Annotated in this window: 15 protein-coding genes and 2 tRNA genes; 1 reads left to right on the top strand and 16 read right to left on the bottom strand. The window is 60.5% G+C overall.

The genetic code is table 11. The annotated features are described in order from the left end of the window. Positions 1 to 71: 71 nt before the first annotated feature. The 10 genes from FGQ67_RS00390 to asnB all read right to left on the bottom strand — a co-directional run bounded on the left by FGQ67_RS00390 (position 72) and on the right by asnB (position 9,100). A tRNA-Pro gene (locus tag FGQ67_RS00390) sits at positions 72 to 148 on the bottom strand. Positions 149 to 197: 49 nt separating this feature from the next. After that, complete coding sequence (ispE, locus tag FGQ67_RS00385) at positions 198 to 1,094, bottom strand: 4-(cytidine 5'-diphospho)-2-C-methyl-D-erythritol kinase (protein ID WP_249934338.1); 897 nt, start codon at positions 1,092 to 1,094, stop codon at positions 198 to 200. 2 nt (positions 1,095 to 1,096) lie between these two features. Beyond that, positions 1,097 to 1,393: a Veg family protein gene (locus FGQ67_RS00380; protein WP_006234957.1), complete on the bottom strand. Its 297-nt coding sequence runs from the start codon at positions 1,391 to 1,393 to the stop codon at positions 1,097 to 1,099. Positions 1,394 to 1,576: 183 nt separating this feature from the next. Further along, entirely contained in the window at positions 1,577 to 2,023 is a 447-nt protein-coding gene (gene dtd, locus FGQ67_RS00375; protein ID WP_138339581.1) for a D-aminoacyl-tRNA deacylase, read from the bottom strand. A gap of 3 nt (positions 2,024 to 2,026) precedes the next feature. Beyond that, positions 2,027 to 2,668, bottom strand: coding sequence for an RdgB/HAM1 family non-canonical purine NTP pyrophosphatase (gene rdgB, locus FGQ67_RS00370; RefSeq protein ID WP_138339580.1), 642 nt, complete (start codon positions 2,666 to 2,668; stop codon positions 2,027 to 2,029). 141 nt (positions 2,669 to 2,809) lie between these two features. Continuing rightward, positions 2,810 to 3,535, bottom strand: coding sequence for a ribonuclease PH (rph, locus tag FGQ67_RS00365; protein WP_138339579.1), 726 nt, complete (start codon positions 3,533 to 3,535; stop codon positions 2,810 to 2,812). Between the two features lie 54 nt (positions 3,536 to 3,589). Continuing rightward, a complete protein-coding gene (murI, locus tag FGQ67_RS00360) occupies positions 3,590 to 4,474 on the bottom strand; it encodes a glutamate racemase (protein ID WP_117745775.1) in 885 nt (294 codons plus the stop codon). 51 nt (positions 4,475 to 4,525) lie between these two features. Further along, positions 4,526 to 5,437, bottom strand: coding sequence for an HAD family hydrolase (locus FGQ67_RS00355; RefSeq protein ID WP_138339578.1), 912 nt, complete (start codon positions 5,435 to 5,437; stop codon positions 4,526 to 4,528). Between the two features lie 107 nt (positions 5,438 to 5,544). Continuing rightward, on the bottom strand, positions 5,545 to 7,107 hold the full coding sequence (locus FGQ67_RS00350) for a Mur ligase family protein (protein WP_138339577.1): 1,563 nt from the start codon (positions 7,105 to 7,107) through the stop codon (positions 5,545 to 5,547). 112 nt (positions 7,108 to 7,219) lie between these two features. Further along, positions 7,220 to 9,100: an asparagine synthase (glutamine-hydrolyzing) gene (asnB, locus tag FGQ67_RS00345; RefSeq protein ID WP_117563808.1), complete on the bottom strand. Its 1,881-nt coding sequence runs from the start codon at positions 9,098 to 9,100 to the stop codon at positions 7,220 to 7,222. Positions 9,101 to 9,287: 187 nt separating this feature from the next. On the opposite strand from asnB, the gene FGQ67_RS00340 reads away from it, so the two are divergent. Next, positions 9,288 to 9,363, top strand: a tRNA-Val gene (locus FGQ67_RS00340). A gap of 612 nt (positions 9,364 to 9,975) precedes the next feature. On the opposite strand, the gene FGQ67_RS00335 is transcribed toward FGQ67_RS00340, so the two are convergent. The 6 genes from FGQ67_RS00335 to FGQ67_RS00310 all read right to left on the bottom strand — a co-directional run bounded on the left by FGQ67_RS00335 (position 9,976) and on the right by FGQ67_RS00310 (position 16,033). Continuing rightward, positions 9,976 to 11,259, bottom strand: coding sequence for an aspartate aminotransferase family protein (locus FGQ67_RS00335; RefSeq protein WP_138339576.1), 1,284 nt, complete (start codon positions 11,257 to 11,259; stop codon positions 9,976 to 9,978). Between the two features lie 69 nt (positions 11,260 to 11,328). Continuing rightward, positions 11,329 to 12,309 (bottom strand): acetylglutamate kinase, encoded by a 981-nt coding sequence (gene argB, locus FGQ67_RS00330; RefSeq protein WP_138339575.1) that lies wholly within the window; start codon positions 12,307 to 12,309, stop codon positions 11,329 to 11,331. A gap of 81 nt (positions 12,310 to 12,390) precedes the next feature. Further along, positions 12,391 to 13,659: a bifunctional glutamate N-acetyltransferase/amino-acid acetyltransferase ArgJ gene (argJ, locus tag FGQ67_RS00325; protein WP_171025109.1), complete on the bottom strand. Its 1,269-nt coding sequence runs from the start codon at positions 13,657 to 13,659 to the stop codon at positions 12,391 to 12,393. A 134-nt stretch (positions 13,660 to 13,793) separates the two neighbouring features. After that, positions 13,794 to 14,864, bottom strand: a complete 1,071-nt coding sequence (gene argC / locus FGQ67_RS00320) for an N-acetyl-gamma-glutamyl-phosphate reductase (protein WP_138339573.1) — start codon at positions 14,862 to 14,864, stop codon at positions 13,794 to 13,796. 257 nt (positions 14,865 to 15,121) lie between these two features. Beyond that, positions 15,122 to 15,532 carry a pyridoxamine 5'-phosphate oxidase family protein gene (locus FGQ67_RS00315; protein ID WP_099432117.1) on the bottom strand — a complete coding sequence of 137 codons (411 nt, stop codon included), beginning with the start codon at positions 15,530 to 15,532 and terminating at the stop codon, positions 15,122 to 15,124. Between the two features lie 54 nt (positions 15,533 to 15,586). Next, complete coding sequence (locus tag FGQ67_RS00310) at positions 15,587 to 16,033, bottom strand: pyridoxamine 5'-phosphate oxidase family protein (protein ID WP_138339572.1); 447 nt, start codon at positions 16,031 to 16,033, stop codon at positions 15,587 to 15,589. Between the last annotated feature and the right edge of the window lie 7 nt (positions 16,034 to 16,040).

Below are 16,040 nucleotides of genomic sequence, written 5' to 3'. Positions count from 1 at the left end.
ACCGCGGCTATCGCGGTATCACAACAATAGCTAAAAAAAGGGACCGCAAGAAGCGGTCCCTCCTCATGCTCTGGTCGGGTTGACTGGATTTGAACCAGCGACCCCTGCGTCCCGAACGCAGTGCTCTACCAAACTGAGCCACAACCCGTTAGCTCGACTATAGTAACAAAGATTTCCGTCGTGTGCTAGAGAAATTTTTACTTCTTTGGCACTTCGACGCGAACCGTGTTGGGAATGAGCTCCGTCGCGCAGGACCACCAGCCGTTTTGCTGGGCAGCGTCGGCAAGCCTTTCGGCCATGTCGGCGGTGTCGCAAATGGCAAACGAGCAGGCACCCGATCCGCACACATCTACAGCAACGGTGCCGTCCTGTTTACGCAGCCAATCGAGAACCGTTTGAATCTGCGGCTCCATCTGTGCGGAAATGACACCCAAGTTGTTATGGATGAGCGCATATGCCGTCTCTGCATCACCAGCACGCAAGGCAGAAGCCATCGCGCCGGGCTTGTCCGCAGGCACCGGGGCCTCGTCAAAACGTCGATAAGCCTCAATTGTCGAAACGCTCGCCTCGCGCGGCTTAACCAGCACGACGGGCGTCGCGGGCAGCGCTGGGTACTCAGTTGCCAGCACGTCTCCCCCACCTACGTAGAACGCAGGGCTCGCGTGCAAAAAGAACGGGACGTCAGCACCAATGCCGCGCGCGATGTCGTCGAGTGCTGGGTCGGTGCGATCAATGCCCCAGAGCTCCGCCAAGGCGACAATGACCGCGGCCGCATCCGTCGAGGGGCCGCCCAAGCCGGCGCACAATGGAATACGCTTCTCAATCGTCACGCAGATGTTTGCCTCGCGACCATAATGCTCGGCCATAGCAACCGCAGCCCGATACGCCGTATTCTTTTGCATGGGAAAATCTGATGCCGGAACCGTCTGAACGGCCAGCGCCTGCGCCGGCGTGACCGTCACGGTATCGGAAAGACCGACGGCTGCCATCAGGGAATCGACCCTGTGGTAGCCGCGGTCATCGCGCTCGGTATGAACCCCCAGGTAGAGGTTAATCTTTGCCGGCGCGGAAAGAGTCAGGGACCGATCGGTCACCGTTAATGCTCCTCGAGCTGATTGCCGAGCGGGGTAAAGATGTGCTCGCCGCTCTCGGGGTCGAACAGCTCGACCTGACCGGTGAGGACATCGATATACTGGTAGGACTGACGCGACTTACGGCCACGGCGCTCGTCGACCTCGACAATGAAGACGGCGGGGTGGACGCTCTTGATGGTGCCCATGCGCTCGACAACGCGGGTGCGGCCCATGTTGGCCTTAACCTTGACGCGATCGCCCACCATATCGGTCAGCTTCTCGTGGATGTCGTCGACGTGATTGACTTCCATCTCTTCCATGAACAGGGCCTCCAGAAGGTGCAATTCAAAAAGGGGATAATACCCCTAAGATAGACAAAACTCTAATACTATAGCACCCTGCTGTTGCCATACGCAAGTAGCTAAATAAGCCCCGTCCCAAATACGTACCAGACGACAACCTCGCATGACCAGTTGTTACGCGGTTTGGTAAAACCGCGTAACCTAAAGGTTGTCGGTGTCCAAGACGATGGTGAATGGGCCGTCGTTGACCAGGTCGACCTTCATGTCGGCGCCAAAGATGCCGTGCGCCACGTGCTCAACGTCCTCGCGCACAAGCGTCAAGAAGTACTCGTAGAGCTCGTTGGCGACATCGGGGGCGCCGGCATCCGTAAACGATGGGCGGCGGCCGTGGCGGCAGTCGGCAAATAGCGTGAACTGCGACACCACGAGTACCTCGCCGTCGACATCGGCCAGTGCCAAGTTGGTCTTGCCGTTCTCGTCCTCGTTGATGCGCAAGCCCCGGAGCTTGCCCCACAGCTTATCAGCCTCGGCGCGCGTGTCGCCGTGGCCCACGCCCAGCAGCACTAGATAGCCGCGCCCAATTTTGCCCACGCACTCGCCGTCGACCGTCACGCCGGCGTTGAGTACGCGCTGCACCACCGCGCGCACGGCCTACTCCTCGCCCGTCAGTTTGGCGGACAGATGCTCGAGCGCGTGGAAACGATGGCTGATGGCGTTCTTCTCGTCCGCCGTCAGCTCGGCCATGGTCTTGCCCGGCGTGTCGACCGGCAGGAACAGCGGGTCGTAGCCAAAGCCGTGATCGCCGCGGCCCTCGTGTGCGATAGCGCCCTCGCAGGCGCCCTCACCATAGGTGACCAAACCGTCCGTGTCGATGAGCGCAACGACGCTTATAAAACGCGCGGTGCGATCCTCGTCTGCCACGCCTTCCAGGTTAACGAGCAGCTTGGCGTTGTTGGCGGCATCGTCGCCATGCACGCCCGCATAGCGCGCGCTATACACGCCCGGCTCGCCGTCCAGGGCATCAACGACCAAGCCCGAATCGTCGGCAATGGCCATGAGCCCCGTCTCTTCGACGGCAGCCTGCGCCTTGATGATCGCGTTCTCCAAAAACGTTGTGCCGTTTTCCTCGGGGTCCTCAAAATCGCCCAGCTGACCGAGCGCCACAAAGCGTACCTCGGGCATGACCTTGCCCAAAATGGCCTCAATCTCGGTGAGCTTATGGGCGTTGCCGGTTGCCACGACGATAGTTGCAGCCGGGTCGAGAGTGTCGATGTCGATCTTCTCAAGTGCCATAACTGGCCTCCTTGTCTCTATAGCAAGCTGCGTGAGGGGCGTTCGGGCACTTGGCCTCTCCCCTCTCAGGCAATCAGACCTTTCAACGCAGCATTTCCGCAGATAAAACCTACCAAAATAAACCTGTCCCTATTTGGCAGGTTAGGCGATGGCTTGGCGCTGAAGCTCGATGAGCTCGGCGATACCCTTGTCGCCCAGGTCGAGCAGGGCGTTGAGGCGTTTGCGGTCGAAGGGCGCCTGCTCGCCGGTGCCCTGGAGCTCGATCATCTCACCGGTTTCGGTGGCGACGAGGTTCATGTCGACCTCGGCATGGCTGTCCTCGGAATAATCGAGGTCAAGCAGCGTATTGCCGTCGACAACGCCCATGGAGATGGCAGCCACCTGGCCGATAAGCGGGATGCGTTCGATCTTGCCCGCCTCGACCCACATGGCGAGGGCGTCGTGCAGCGCCACCCAGGCGCCGGTGATGCTCGCTGTACGCGTGCCGCCATCGGCCTGAATCACATCGCAGTCGACGGTGACGGTGTACTCGCCGAGCGCCTTCATGTTGACGACGGTACGCAGGCTGCGGCCAATGAGGCGCTCGATCTCCATGGAGCGACCCTTGCGGTTGGCATGCTCGCGCTTGCAGCGCTTGCCGGTCGACGTCGGCAGCATGGCGTATTCCGCGGTCACCCAGCCGGCCTTAGCTCCCTTTCGCCAGCCCGGCACGCCCTCCTCGATAGTGGCGGCGCACAGCACGCGCGTGTCGCCGAACTCGGCCAAACACGAGCCGTGGGCGTGCTTCATGACGCCACGGGTGAGCTTAACGGGGCGCAACTCGTTGGCGGCGCGACCGTTGGCGCGGTTGACCTGCATGTACTCCATAGAAATATCCTTTCGGCAAAAGATGTGGCGAAGGCTTTGGCGGCTGCCTTACATCTATTTCAGCTCATCGATATCGATATGTTCGATGCTCTTGAGCGGCTGACCAAAGATAAAGCTGCCCGCCACCGCAAACTCGGCAATGTTATCGGCCGTCGTGGCAAAACGATGCTGCGGCTCGGCGGCGTCGCCCGCCAGCTGCTCGCGGCGCGTGAGGATATCGGTCAGCTCGCGTGTGGTCTCCTCGGCGGAACTCACGACGCGCACCCCAGGCCCCAGCGCATGGCGGATAGGTCCCACCAACAGCGGAAAATGCGTACAGCCGAGCACCACGGTATCGATACCGTGGTCGCGCAGCGGCTCAACCGTGGCACCCACCAGCGCACGCACGGCAGGCGTATCGAAGATGTCCTCGTTCTCAAGCCACTGTTCCTGCAGATGCGCACCCGAGGCGAGCTCGTGTTCGACAACCTCGACAAAGCTCGAGGCAGGACAGCCGTATACATCGACGCCGGCATCTAGATCCTGAATGGCGCGCGTGTAGGCGCCCGAGCGAATGGTGAGGTTGGTGGCGAGCACGCCCACGCGACGCGAGCGGGTGCTGTTGATTGCCGCACGGGCACCCGGCGCGATCACACCGATCACGGGAACGTCGAGCACCTGCTGGGCCAGACGCAAGGCCGCAGCGGTCGCCGTGTTGCAGGCGATGACCATAATCTTGACGTCGTGCTTCGAAAGCCAACGACCCGCCTGCAACGCAAACGAGCGCACCTCATCCTCGGTGCGCGTGCCGTAAGGGCAGCGCTTGGTGTCGCCAAAGTAGTAGACGGACTCGTGCGGCAGCGCCGTCGCAATCGCGCGCGCAACCGTCAGACCGCCCAAACCAGAATCGAACACGCCAATCGGGCGCGTGTCGCCTGCCGGATTCTCGATATCGGACATTACCTCACCAGTCTCTCTCGAAAAGACATGTCCAAGTGCGGCGACGCCGCGCTACGAACGCGCCGCGACCAGCAGCTCTGCCGTCGCCGCCCAACCGTCGACAATTTTGCCGCGCGTAACGAAAGCGTTCTCGCAAGCAGCCAGGAACTCGGGCGCGCCGGCGCTCGTCAGGCCATTCTCGACCAGGCAGAACGTGCCCACGTGATCGGCCATGTAGAAGTCGGACTCGGAGTCGCCGAGCGCGAGCGTCTCCTCGCGCTCGATCCCTAGGTGCTCGCAGAAGCGCGCAATGGCGACGCCTTTGTTGAGGCCCGCGGGGTTGATGTTGAATGCGCGACCGTCCTCGACGCGATCGAGCTCGAGCGTCGTCGGCTTGGACAGGTGAGTCAGATGGCCGTTGCAAGCCCAGATCAGACCGCAGCCGGCCTCGTCCAGGATGGCCTGGACCTCATCGTCGGGCACATCGCCGCGCATACCGACGGTGACCTCACGGTATTTGTAGCCGGTCGACATGTCGTTGTGGTACTCGATCTTGTGCGGCCAGCGGGCAAGGATCTTCTCGCACACGCCGGTCTGTTCGATCACCTGGTGCGGAGTAAGGCCGCAGGCGGGGTCGTAAGGCATGTCACCGGTCAGATACTCCCAATCGTTGGCTTTGAGGTCGTACATAACCAGACCGCCCATCTCACCAATGTAGGAGTTGAGGCCGAGCACGCGCGCGTCCTCGTGGATCATGGTACGGTTGCGGCCCGAGGTGGGAACCACCTGAATACCAGCGCGAGCGAGCGCCACGACGGCCTCGACGAGTTTGGTCGAGGGGTTACCGTCGTTGTCGCGCAGCACGCACGAGCCGGGTGCGAGCATCGTGGCATCCAGGTCGGTAAAGACGTACTTGACCTTGGCCAAGCGCTCGCGCATCTCGCCCGAAAGCTCGGCAACAGTCGGCAGGGTGTTGTGGGACATGGTTACTCCGTTTACATAGAAGGGTTTGGACTTGGACGGCATGTTTTGATTGAGGGAACACGCTTATGGCGACAGCGCACTCAGAGCGCCGCCGCCATCATGGTTCATTAGTCAAACTGGGTAACATCGATCAGGCGATTGGCCAGCGAAAGGTCGCTCTCGATGGGCACGAACTCGTCGCCCACGTGCATGAGTTCCTCGTCACCCTTTGCCAGCAGCAAGACAATGGTGGGAGCATCGGGGTTGATGTACTCCTCGCGCGCCGCCTTGAACGCCGCATGCACAGCGGCTTCGCGATCGAGGATGATCTTGTTCGGCGTATCGTCGGGAACATGCTCGGCAAGCTCGCGACAGACCTTCATCGGGTCCTCGTGAGCCGGGTCCTCATTGGCAAAGATCATCAGGTCGGAATATGGTGCGGCCTCGCGCGGAAGCTGCTCGCGGCGCTCCTGCGCCTTGCCGCCGGCAGCGCCAAACAGCGCAATGACGGGGCTGGCGGGAAACGCGCGCTTCACCGACGAGAAAAGCGAACGGAACGAAAGCTGGTTGTGCGCATAGTCGACGACGCAGATCACGCGGCCGTCCTTCGACTCCACGACCTCCATACGGCCCGGCACACGCAGTTTGGAGAGGCCCTTCTTGATAGCATCGATACCGATGCCGATCTCGCGCGCAGCGGCGATAGCGACCAGCGCGTTCTCCACGTTAAAGTCTCCCGCGATACCCAACAGGACCTTCTCCCCCGCCTCGGACTCGTCGGCACACAGGCCATGCAAGTTGAACTCGATGCTAAAGCCGACCATGCGTACGTCGCTCGCCCACAGGCTTGCCTCGGGATGCTCGACGCCAACGGTCACCAAGCGCTCGGCCGTCGACGCTGCCTCCAGCACACGGTCGACCTCTTCGGTGCCCAGATTCACCACGGCGGTCTTTGCCTGGTCAAAGATCCTGAGTTTGCTCTCAAAATAATCCTCAAACGTGGGGTGTTCGATCGGCGAGATGTGGTCGCGGCCGATGTTGAGGAAGCACGCCACGTCAAACGGCAGATTCTCGACGCGTTGGTACTTGAGCGCCTGGCTCGAGACCTCCATGACCATGGACTGGCGACCGGACGTGCGACAGTTGGCGATATGGCGCCAGACCTCGGGAGCCTCGGGCGTGGTGTTGGTGCTCTCGTAGCACTCGATACCATCGTCGGTACTCACCGAGCCGATCATGCCGCAGGACTCGCCCGCCGCCTTGATGATGGACTGGAGCATAAAAGCGGCCGTGGTCTTTCCCTTGGTGCCGGTGATGCCCACGATCTTGACGTCGCGGTCGGGACGGTCGTAGACCTCCGGCGGCAACAAGGCCATGGCCGTGCGAACGCTGTCCACGACCAGCATCGCAGCACCGCTCTCCTGCGCCAGCGGCTCCAGAGACTCGACCAGCGACTCCTCGCACACAAATGCGACGGCACCCGCATCGAGCGCCATGCGCAAAAACGCGGGCTTAAAGGCAGCACCTTTGCAGAAGAACACATCACCTGCCGAGACCGCGCGCGAATCAAACGAGCAGCCGGTCACGGCACGCTCGTCAACCTGCTCCGATGCGCGCAGCTCGCCGCACACATCGAGAAGCTTGGCAAGCGTATCGACCGTGGTCACGATCGCGGAATCCGAATGGTGCATCTTTCACCTTTCTCAGCCATTTGGCAGGGACGGTTTTTATAGTAACTGAAACGCACCCACGCAAAAACGGCTCCCGGAGGAGCCGTTACGCGCAGGCGTTCGTAAGCCGAGGCTAGGCAGCCTGAACAGCGGGCTGGTCCTCGTCGATAAAGAAGCGCTTGTACCACACCAGGAACACGAGCGGCGTATAGATCTTGCGCTGGAAATCGCCCTTGCCCGCAAAGTGCAGATCGAGCAGGTGCATGAGCTCGTCGGTATCGAAGAACTCGCTTGCCCACGGCGCGGTGAAGTACTCCTTGACATAGTCGTACCACTTTTGCTCGCGCAGCCAGTAGACAATCGGCACCGGGAAGCCCACCTTGGGACGGGTGGCCCACTCATCGGGCAGCGACTTGTTGGCAGCGTGGCGGAGTACCTGTTTGTTGCCGTTCTCGTTGATGCGGTAACGGTCGGGAATGTGCTCGGCGAACTCCATGACTTTGCGGTCCAGGAAGGGCACGCGCAGCTCCAGCGAGTGCGCCATGCACATCTTGTCGGCCTTGAGCAGAATGTCGCCCGGGAGCCACATGTTCATGTCCAGGTACTGTTTCTTGACCAGCTCGGGCTGACCCTTCACGCGCGCATAGATGGGAGCGGCAAGCTCGAAGGCGCCGTCGCCGGTGTTGTACTCGGGCTTGAGCACGCCGTCGACCTCGCGCTCCGGCCATACCAGAGCCTGTCCCAGGAACGACTTCTCGGGGATCTCGGCACCCTTGACCAGGAAGTTATGTCCCTTGAAGTACGGCATATGCAGCGCCAGGTTACCGAGCGCGCGACGGATGGGCAGCGGAACCATCTTTTTGTACTTACGCACCGGGACCGTATCCTCGTAGTAGGCGTAGCCGCCAAAGAGTTCGTCGGCGCCTTCGCCCGAAAGCACGACGGTAACGTCCTTGCGGGCCATCTCGGCCAAGAACCACAGCGGCACGGAAGACAGGTTGGACTGCGGCTCGTCCATGTGATACTGGATGTCCTCGAGCGCACCGAAGAACTCGTCGGCGGTGATCATCTTGCGAACGTTCTCGACGCCGAGCTTATCGGAAAGCTCCTTGGCGTAGTTGGTCTCGTTGAAATTCTTGTAGTCAAAGCCCACCGAGAAGGTCTTGTCGGGCATAAGGCAAGCGGCGATGTAGCTGGAGTCGACGCCACCGGAGAGGAACGACGCGACCTTGACATCGGCGATGCGATGGGCCTCGACGCTCTCGTGCACGACCTCGTCCAGCTCGTCGACATACTCTTCGAACGGCTTCTCGACGGCAGAGTAATCGCAATCCCAGTAGCGCTCGATGTTCATCTTGCCGGTCGGGATATCGACGGTAAAGTAGTGCGCCGGCGGCAGCTTGTAGACACCCTCGAAGAAGGTCTCCTCAGTCGCCGAATACTGCAGCGTCATGTACGGACGCAGAGCCTTTTTGTTGACCGCCTTGTGGAAGTGCGGGTAGTCCAGGAAGCTCTTGATCTCGGAACCAAAGAGCACGCCCGGAGCGCCGTCGCCCGCATCGGCCATGGGATAGTAGTAAAGCGGCTTGATGCCAAAGATGTCGCGGGCGCCAAAAAGCTTGTTCTTCTTTTTGTCCCAGATGACGAAGGCGTACATACCGCGCAGGCGATCGAGGACGGCCTCGCCCCACTCCTCGTAGCCGTGCAGGAGGCTCTCGGTGTCGGCGCCGCAGTGGAACTTGTAGCCCTTGGCCTCGAGCTCGGAACGGAGTTCTTGGAAGTTGTAGATCTCGCCGTTGAAGACAATGACGACGCTGCCGTCCTCGTTGGCCATGGGTTGAGCGCCGGCCTCGGTCAGGTCGAGGATCGACAGGCGGCGGAAGCCCAGGGCAACGCGGCCGTCGATAAACTGACCGCCCATGTCGGGACCGCGATGGACGATGCGGTCCATCATCTTGGTGAGCACCTCGGATTGGTTATCCGTCCCACCGACAAAACCGACAAAACCGCACATATACTATCCCCTCTGCTGTTGCTGGGCATCAAATCGAATCAGTAGCTTTTGAGTATACCCGAGGGCGTAAAGAGGGGCGGAATGTTCAGGCAATCTCAACTGAATCAGCTCCGCTGTGACACGCGCGAGTTACCTTTAATGGATATGAGGTGAATGAGGCGATTGTTTTGCTATACTCTCTCCGCACGGGCGATTGGCGCAACGGTTAGCGCAGGTGCTTTACACGCACAAGGCTGGGGGTTCGAATCCCTCATCGCCCACCACTGATTTGATAGGCTCCCAGCAATGGGAGCCTTTCTTTTTTGGGCCCAGTGCATGGGATTCGAACCCGACAGGGTGCGGAGCTGAGGAAACGCGCAAGCGTTTTCCAGCGCAGCACGCGAGGAGCGGAGCGACGAAGCGGGACGCGGGCGGCGCCAGCCGCACGCGGACATCCCTCATCGCCCACCACAGAATTGGAAACGGTCCTCGCAAGGGGACCGTTTTTGCTTGCGCCCGGTGCATGGGATTCGAACCCGCCAGCACGTCTGTCACAAAGGCCGTGGCCAAAAAATGGCAAAAATGAGTACTGCTACTTTGTTTGCAACATATAAAAAGATAGTATTTGCTTAAGTTACGCAACATATGTCCATTATAAGGACTAACAGTTGGATCAAAATCGTGCATTCATCGCCATTTCGACTTGCCATCTGGCCTTATTAGTCCAAAATTGCTGCTACCAAATCGGTAGCAGTACTCATATTTAATGTTTTTTGACCAGCGGGTCTCCCTGCCTTAGCAAATCTAAGGCAAAACGGGCTCCAGACCGCTGAATCATGCCACATAGGGCACGCCCGCAGTCCGGAACCCGGTCCAAATTGAGTTATTGCGCTGCGTTAGACCAAGACACCCGACAGGATCTCGATCAGACTGTCCACGTCGGCTTCCTCGCAGACGAGCGGCGGCAAGAAACGCAGCGTATGAGCACCCGTAGCGTTAATCACGGCACCGGCGGCCAGCGCGCGGGCAACAATATCATGTGCGTCGCCCGCGGCATCATCCAAATCACAGCCGAGCATCAGGCCACGGCCACGCACCTCTACCACATGCGGAAGCTTAGCCAGCGCCTGCTCCATATAGGCACCCACCTTGGCAGCATGCTCGGCATAATCGCCGCGCACAAGCGCGGAGAGCGTCGCGGCACACGCCGCGACGGCCAAGCAGCTACCGCCAAAGGTCGAGCCGTGGTCGCCCGGCTTAAACACGTCGGCAATCTCCTTCTTTGCCACGACGGCACCCATGGGTACGCCGTCGGCAATGCCCTTGGCAAGACTCATAATGTCGGGCTCCACGCCATAGGTCTGGAACGCAAACGGCTTACCCGTGCGGAAGATACCGCACTGGACCTCGTCGGCGATAAGCACGGCGCCCACTTCGTGTGCTAGGTCGCGCGCTGCCGCCATAAACTCCTCGGTCATGGGGTGCACGCCACTCTCACCCTGGATCGGTTCGAGCATCACGGCACAAATTTCGCTCCCCAGCTGCTTAAAGATCGCACGCAGCTCATCGACATCGTTGGGCGTGCAGGCCACAAAGCCACCCGGCAGCGGACGGAAACTATCCTGCAGCCAATCCTGCATGGTGGCGGCAATGGTCTCGAGCGTACGGCCGTGGAAGCCGCCGCGCATGCACACGATGGTGTTGCCGCCGTTACCGGCACGCTTGGCGTACAAGCGCGCGAGCTTCATCGAGCCCTCGTTGGCCTCGGCGCCGGAATTGGCAAAGAACGTCTCCCACACCTGCTCGCCCGCAGCCGGGGCACCAAGAGCAGCTGCCGTGGTCTCATCGCCGGCGGCAATGGCATCGGCAAGCACGCGCGCACCATCTACGTCGTCGTTAGCAAGCTTGGACAGCAGCGCCGCGACCTGTCCACGCTGCTCGATGTAGAAGTAATTGGAGACATGCATGAGCTTTTTGGTCTGTGCCTCGAGCGCCGAGAGCACAGCCAGGTTGCCATGACCTAGGCTGCACACGCCGATGCCGGCAAGAAAGTCGAGGTACTCACGGCCATCGTCGCCGGTGAGCTTCATGCCATGGCCCTCGACAAACTCGACCGGAGAGCGGCCAAAGGTATGCATAACGTAATGGGATTCAAGCGATTGCTGAGCTGCAAGTGACATGGGATGCCTTTCGTTGAGCGCCGGACGGCGCGGGGCTATGGATGCAGGAATGGGGCGGCTGCGGGTCAGCTAGACCGTCTGAAGCTTCTCGACCTCGTCGAGGTTCTCGGTCAGACGCGCAGCAAACGTCGAAAGCGGATGCGGATGCGTATCGAACTCGTAAGCCATCTCGGTGGAATGGATCACGGTACCGACGCCGGCATCGGTCAGCAGCTCCAGCAGCAGCGAATGCGGCGTAGTACCGTTAATGATGTGGGCACGAAATACGCCGCCGGTAAGCGCATCGACGGCCGCACGCAGCTTGGGAATCATGCCCTTATCGACCTCGCCGCCGTAGAGCATTTCGTTAACCTCGTCGAGCGTTAGGTTGGAGATAAGCGAGTCCTTGTCGCTAAAGTCCTTGTACAGGCCATCGACATCGGTCAAAAAGATCGCCTTATGCGCGTGGAGCGCCGCGGCAACGGCACCGGCGGCGGTATCGGCGTTGATGTTGAAGAAACCGCCGTCCTCCCCCGCCGCGACGGTGGCGATGACGGGAATGTACTCGCTATCGAGTAAGCGCTCGATATAGTCGGTGTTGACGTGCGTCACTTTGCCCACGCGACCGAGCTCGGGGTCGAGCGGCTCGGCGATGAGCGTGCCGGCATCGCTGCCCGACACGCCCACGGCCAGGTTGCCGTGGTGGTTGATGGCAGCAACCAGCTCCTGGTTAACCTTGCCGCCCAGCACCTCGCGCACGATATCCATAGTCGCCGGCGAGGTCACGCGCTGGCCGTTCTTAAACTCGACGGGAATATCGTAATGGCTCAGCGCCTCGTTGATAGCCTTGCCGCCGCCGTGCACGATGACGGGGCGCATACCGATGATCTTGAGCAAAACGATGTCGCTCATCACGTCGCGGCGCAGCTGCTCATCAACCATGGCGGCTCCGCCATATTTGATAACAACCGTCTTGCCGGTCAGGTTCTTAATCCACGGCAGCGCTTCGAACAGCAGCTGCGCGGTTGCTTCGTTGGATTCGCTCGAACGACAATCGCGTGCGAATTTCATAATCTGCCTCGTCTTTCATATCGTTATCGCGCCGTGCTCCGCTGTCCGCAATCGCGGCAAGATACGCAGCGTGCCCGGAATCTAGGAACGGTAGTCGCCGTTGATGGAGATGTACTCATGCGTGAGGTCGCAGGTCCACACGGTCGTTGCCGCGTCGCCTGCGCCCAGGTCGGCCGAGATCACGATCTCTGGCGCCTCGAAACGTCGTAGAGCCTCGTCCTCGTCAAAGGGAACAGTCAGACCGTCGCGACAGACGGGCATGCCCATCATGTCGATGGAAACGTCTTCCTGATTAAACTTCACGCCGCACTTGCCAAGCGCCATAGCAACGCGACCCCAGTTGCAGTCGTGGCCGGCGATGCAGGTCTTAACGAGCGGCGAGTTGGCAACGGCACGGGCGGCGATATCGGCTTCCTCGTCGTTCACGGCGCCGGTAACGTTGACCGTAACAAGCTTGGATGCGCCCTCGCCATCGGCGGCGATATTGCGTGCCAGGCTCTCGCACACCTCGTGCACGGCAAATGCCAACTCGTCGAAGGCATCGGAGCCCTCGACGATAGGCTCGGCATCTGCGGCAGCGGCACCGGAGGCAAGCATGATGCAGGTGTCGTTGGTCGAGGTGTCGGAATCGACCGTTACCTTGTTAAAGGTCTGCTTGACGGTCGAGAGCAGCAGGGCATGAAGTGCCGCAGGCTCGACGGGGGCATCGGTGGTGATAACTGCGATCATGGTGGCCATGTTGGGCATGATCATGCCCGAGCCCTTGCACATTCCGCCTACCGTATAGACATTGCCCGCATGACCCGCAGCCTCACTGACGTAGGACACGGCGTACTCCTTGGAGTGCGTGTCGGTCGTCATGATGGCGCGAGCGGCATCGGCGCCACCGTGGGCGGAGAGCGCCTCGTAGGCAGCAGGAATGGCGGTCTCAAACGTGTCGATCGGCAGAATCTGGCCAATCACACCCGTGGAGGCAACCAGAATCTGCTGGGGCTCACAGCCGATGACCTGCGATGCGATGCTGCACGTCTCGCGCGCGCATGCAAGGCCGGTCTCACCCGTAGCGGCGTTGGCATTGCCAGAGTTGACCGAAACGCCGGCGATGATACCGTAGCCCTTGTCGGCACCGCCCAGGTTGGCACGGCTCACCTGCACGGGCGCCGCGCAAAAGCGATTGGTGGTAAACACGCCGGCACCGGGACAGGGTTTATCGGGCACGACGAGCGCGTAATCCAGACGCTCGGGGTTCTTGCGGAACCCAGCGTGGATGCCTGCAGCCTTAAAACCAGCCGCAGCCGTAACGCCACCCTCGACGGCGCGAATCTTGATATCAAACAGCTCGGTATTCATCGTCTTTATGACTCCTTATGTCAAACAAAAAACGGACATCGGTTGGTGCGCCATGCCAGTCGTGATCATGAGACCAGCTTAAGAGTGGCGCCCCACTCGATGCCCGACTACCAAATCGTTAACAATCGAATGTGCTACACCGGGCACGCCACTGTGGGCAAGCCTCGTCGCTCGTCAAAGCCAAAGACGATATTGGCGCACTGGACCGCTTGGCCCGCAGCGCCCTTGCACAGATTGTCGATGGCGCCCGTCGCCACCAGCACGCCCGCGCGTTTGTTGAACGCAAGGCCAATCTGGGCGGCGTTGGTGCCGACGACCGAAGCCGTCTTGGGCTGCTGGCCGGCATCGAGCACGCGCACGAAGGTGCGTCCAGCGTAGAACTGCTTGTAATAGTCGACGACATCCTCAAGAGCCAGGGAGTCGATGGCCTGCGGCGTGAGCGGCAGCGTCACCGTGGAGAGCAGGCCGCGCTTGAGCGGTGCCAGGTGCGGGGTAAAGACGACGCGATCGGTCAGGCCAAGGATTTGCTCAATCTCGGGCGTGTGGCGATGCTTGCCCACGCCGTAGGCCTCCAAGTTCTCGTCGGCGCTGCAAAAATGCGTACGAGCGTTGCAGGACTTGCCGGCACCCGTCACACCGCTGATGGCATCAACGATCACGGGGCCGCTCTGGGCAACCCAGCCAGCGCGCACGGCGGGCGCGGCGGCAAGGCTCGTTGCGGTGGGATAGCAACCGGCGCAGGCGACCAACACGGGCTTTCCGGTGGCATGGTCGGATGCGGCGGTCTCCAAATCCTGGGAGAACAGCTCGGGCAGACCGAAAGCGCGGGTCTTGAGCAACTCGGGGCTCGTGTGCTCGGCGGCATACCAGGCCTCAAAGGTGGCTGGATCGCTCAGGCGATAATCGGCCGAGAGGTCAATGCAGGAGACTCCCGCGGCAAGCAGGGCGGGCACCTGAGCCATGGCAGCCGTGTGCGGCACGGCCAAAAATACCGCGTCGCAGTTCTTGAGTTCGGGGGCATCATGCGTCGTGAAGACAAGATCGCTTACGCCGGTGAAGCTCGGGTACACCGCAGACAACGGCTGGCCGGCATCGGCGTTGGACGTAATGGCAACAAGTTCAAACTCGGGATGGCCGAGCACGAGGCGAATGAGCTCGGCTCCGGCATATCCAGCCGCGCCGACGATTCCAACCTTCAAAGACATATCAGACTCCTTGTCTGCGATTTATGCACCGATGCGCATTTCGCAGCGGTCGTTATGAAGTGGGTTGAAACTTTAGCACCAAAAGATGCATTTACACGTAAATGGCTTGCATATTCATGCATTGAAACATTCCCGACACATTCGCTTGAAGGAATTGACAAATAGAGCGGGCCCCGTATTGACCGGCACTCCTTACGGTGCCGGGCAACACGGGGCCCGCCCATGCGAAAACTAAGTTGTTAGGATGAGCCAGCTGGCTAGAGCTCGACCGGCACCCATTCGTCGTGATTGCAGATAAAAGCCTCGGGATCTTCGACGCTAAAGAAGACGAGCGTGGGGTCGTTAGGCCCCTCATAGTGCTCGCCCAGGCGCTCTAGATGCTTCCACCCGGCTTCGCGCATTTCGTCTAAAGCCCGGTCATCCAAGCCGGCACGCCCGCGCAAGATGAGCCAGCCATGGCCCGGCCACCAACTCGTGGCCTCAAAGCGCTGGTTTTGCAGCAGTTCCTGCCACACATCTTTAGTGCGCGCTGTCACAAACCACAGCTTGCCGTCCTGAATCTGTGCAAACGAGAACGGACGCACATGTGGCTGCCCGTCCACGCTCGTCGCCAAGTACCACGCCGGCACCGACGTCAGATACTCCAACACCGTATTCAATCCGTCCATGTGTCCTCCTGTCGCCTGACCAGTCTTTTTGGAATGGGTAATCAATTTGGGAAATTAGAGCTCCAGGCGCTCCTCGCTGCCGTCGATATCACAGAAGCGCGCGGCAATGTTGCGGACCGAAAAGAAAGCAAGGCGGCCGTCGTTGGCGCTATCGTGTTCCTCGCCGATGCCCACCATGTGTTTAAAACCCGCCTGGCGTACCTTGTCGCTCACGACCGCATCGTCCTCGAGCGCGGCCTCGCCGGTCAGTACAATCCAACACTCCCCCGGTTTCCAACCCGAAACCTCAAACTTGGGGTTCGCGCTGAGCTCGGCCCACACATCCTTGTCGCGCGATGTGCAAAACCACAGCTTACCGTCATCGACCATGGCAAATGAAAACGGCCTCACGCGAGGCTGATACCCGTCGGCCACATCGGTCGTGGCCAGATACCACGCCGGAATGCGCCTGAGATACGAACAGGCGCGCTCAAGCTGAGCCGTGCGGTCGTTGTCGGTCATAGGGACC

Source organism: Collinsella aerofaciens (assembly GCF_005845035.1).
Taxonomy (GTDB): domain Bacteria; phylum Actinomycetota; class Coriobacteriia; order Coriobacteriales; family Coriobacteriaceae; genus Collinsella; species Collinsella aerofaciens_I.
Note: the sequence above shows the minus strand (reverse complement) of the source record. Positions and strands in the feature narration are given on the sequence as shown.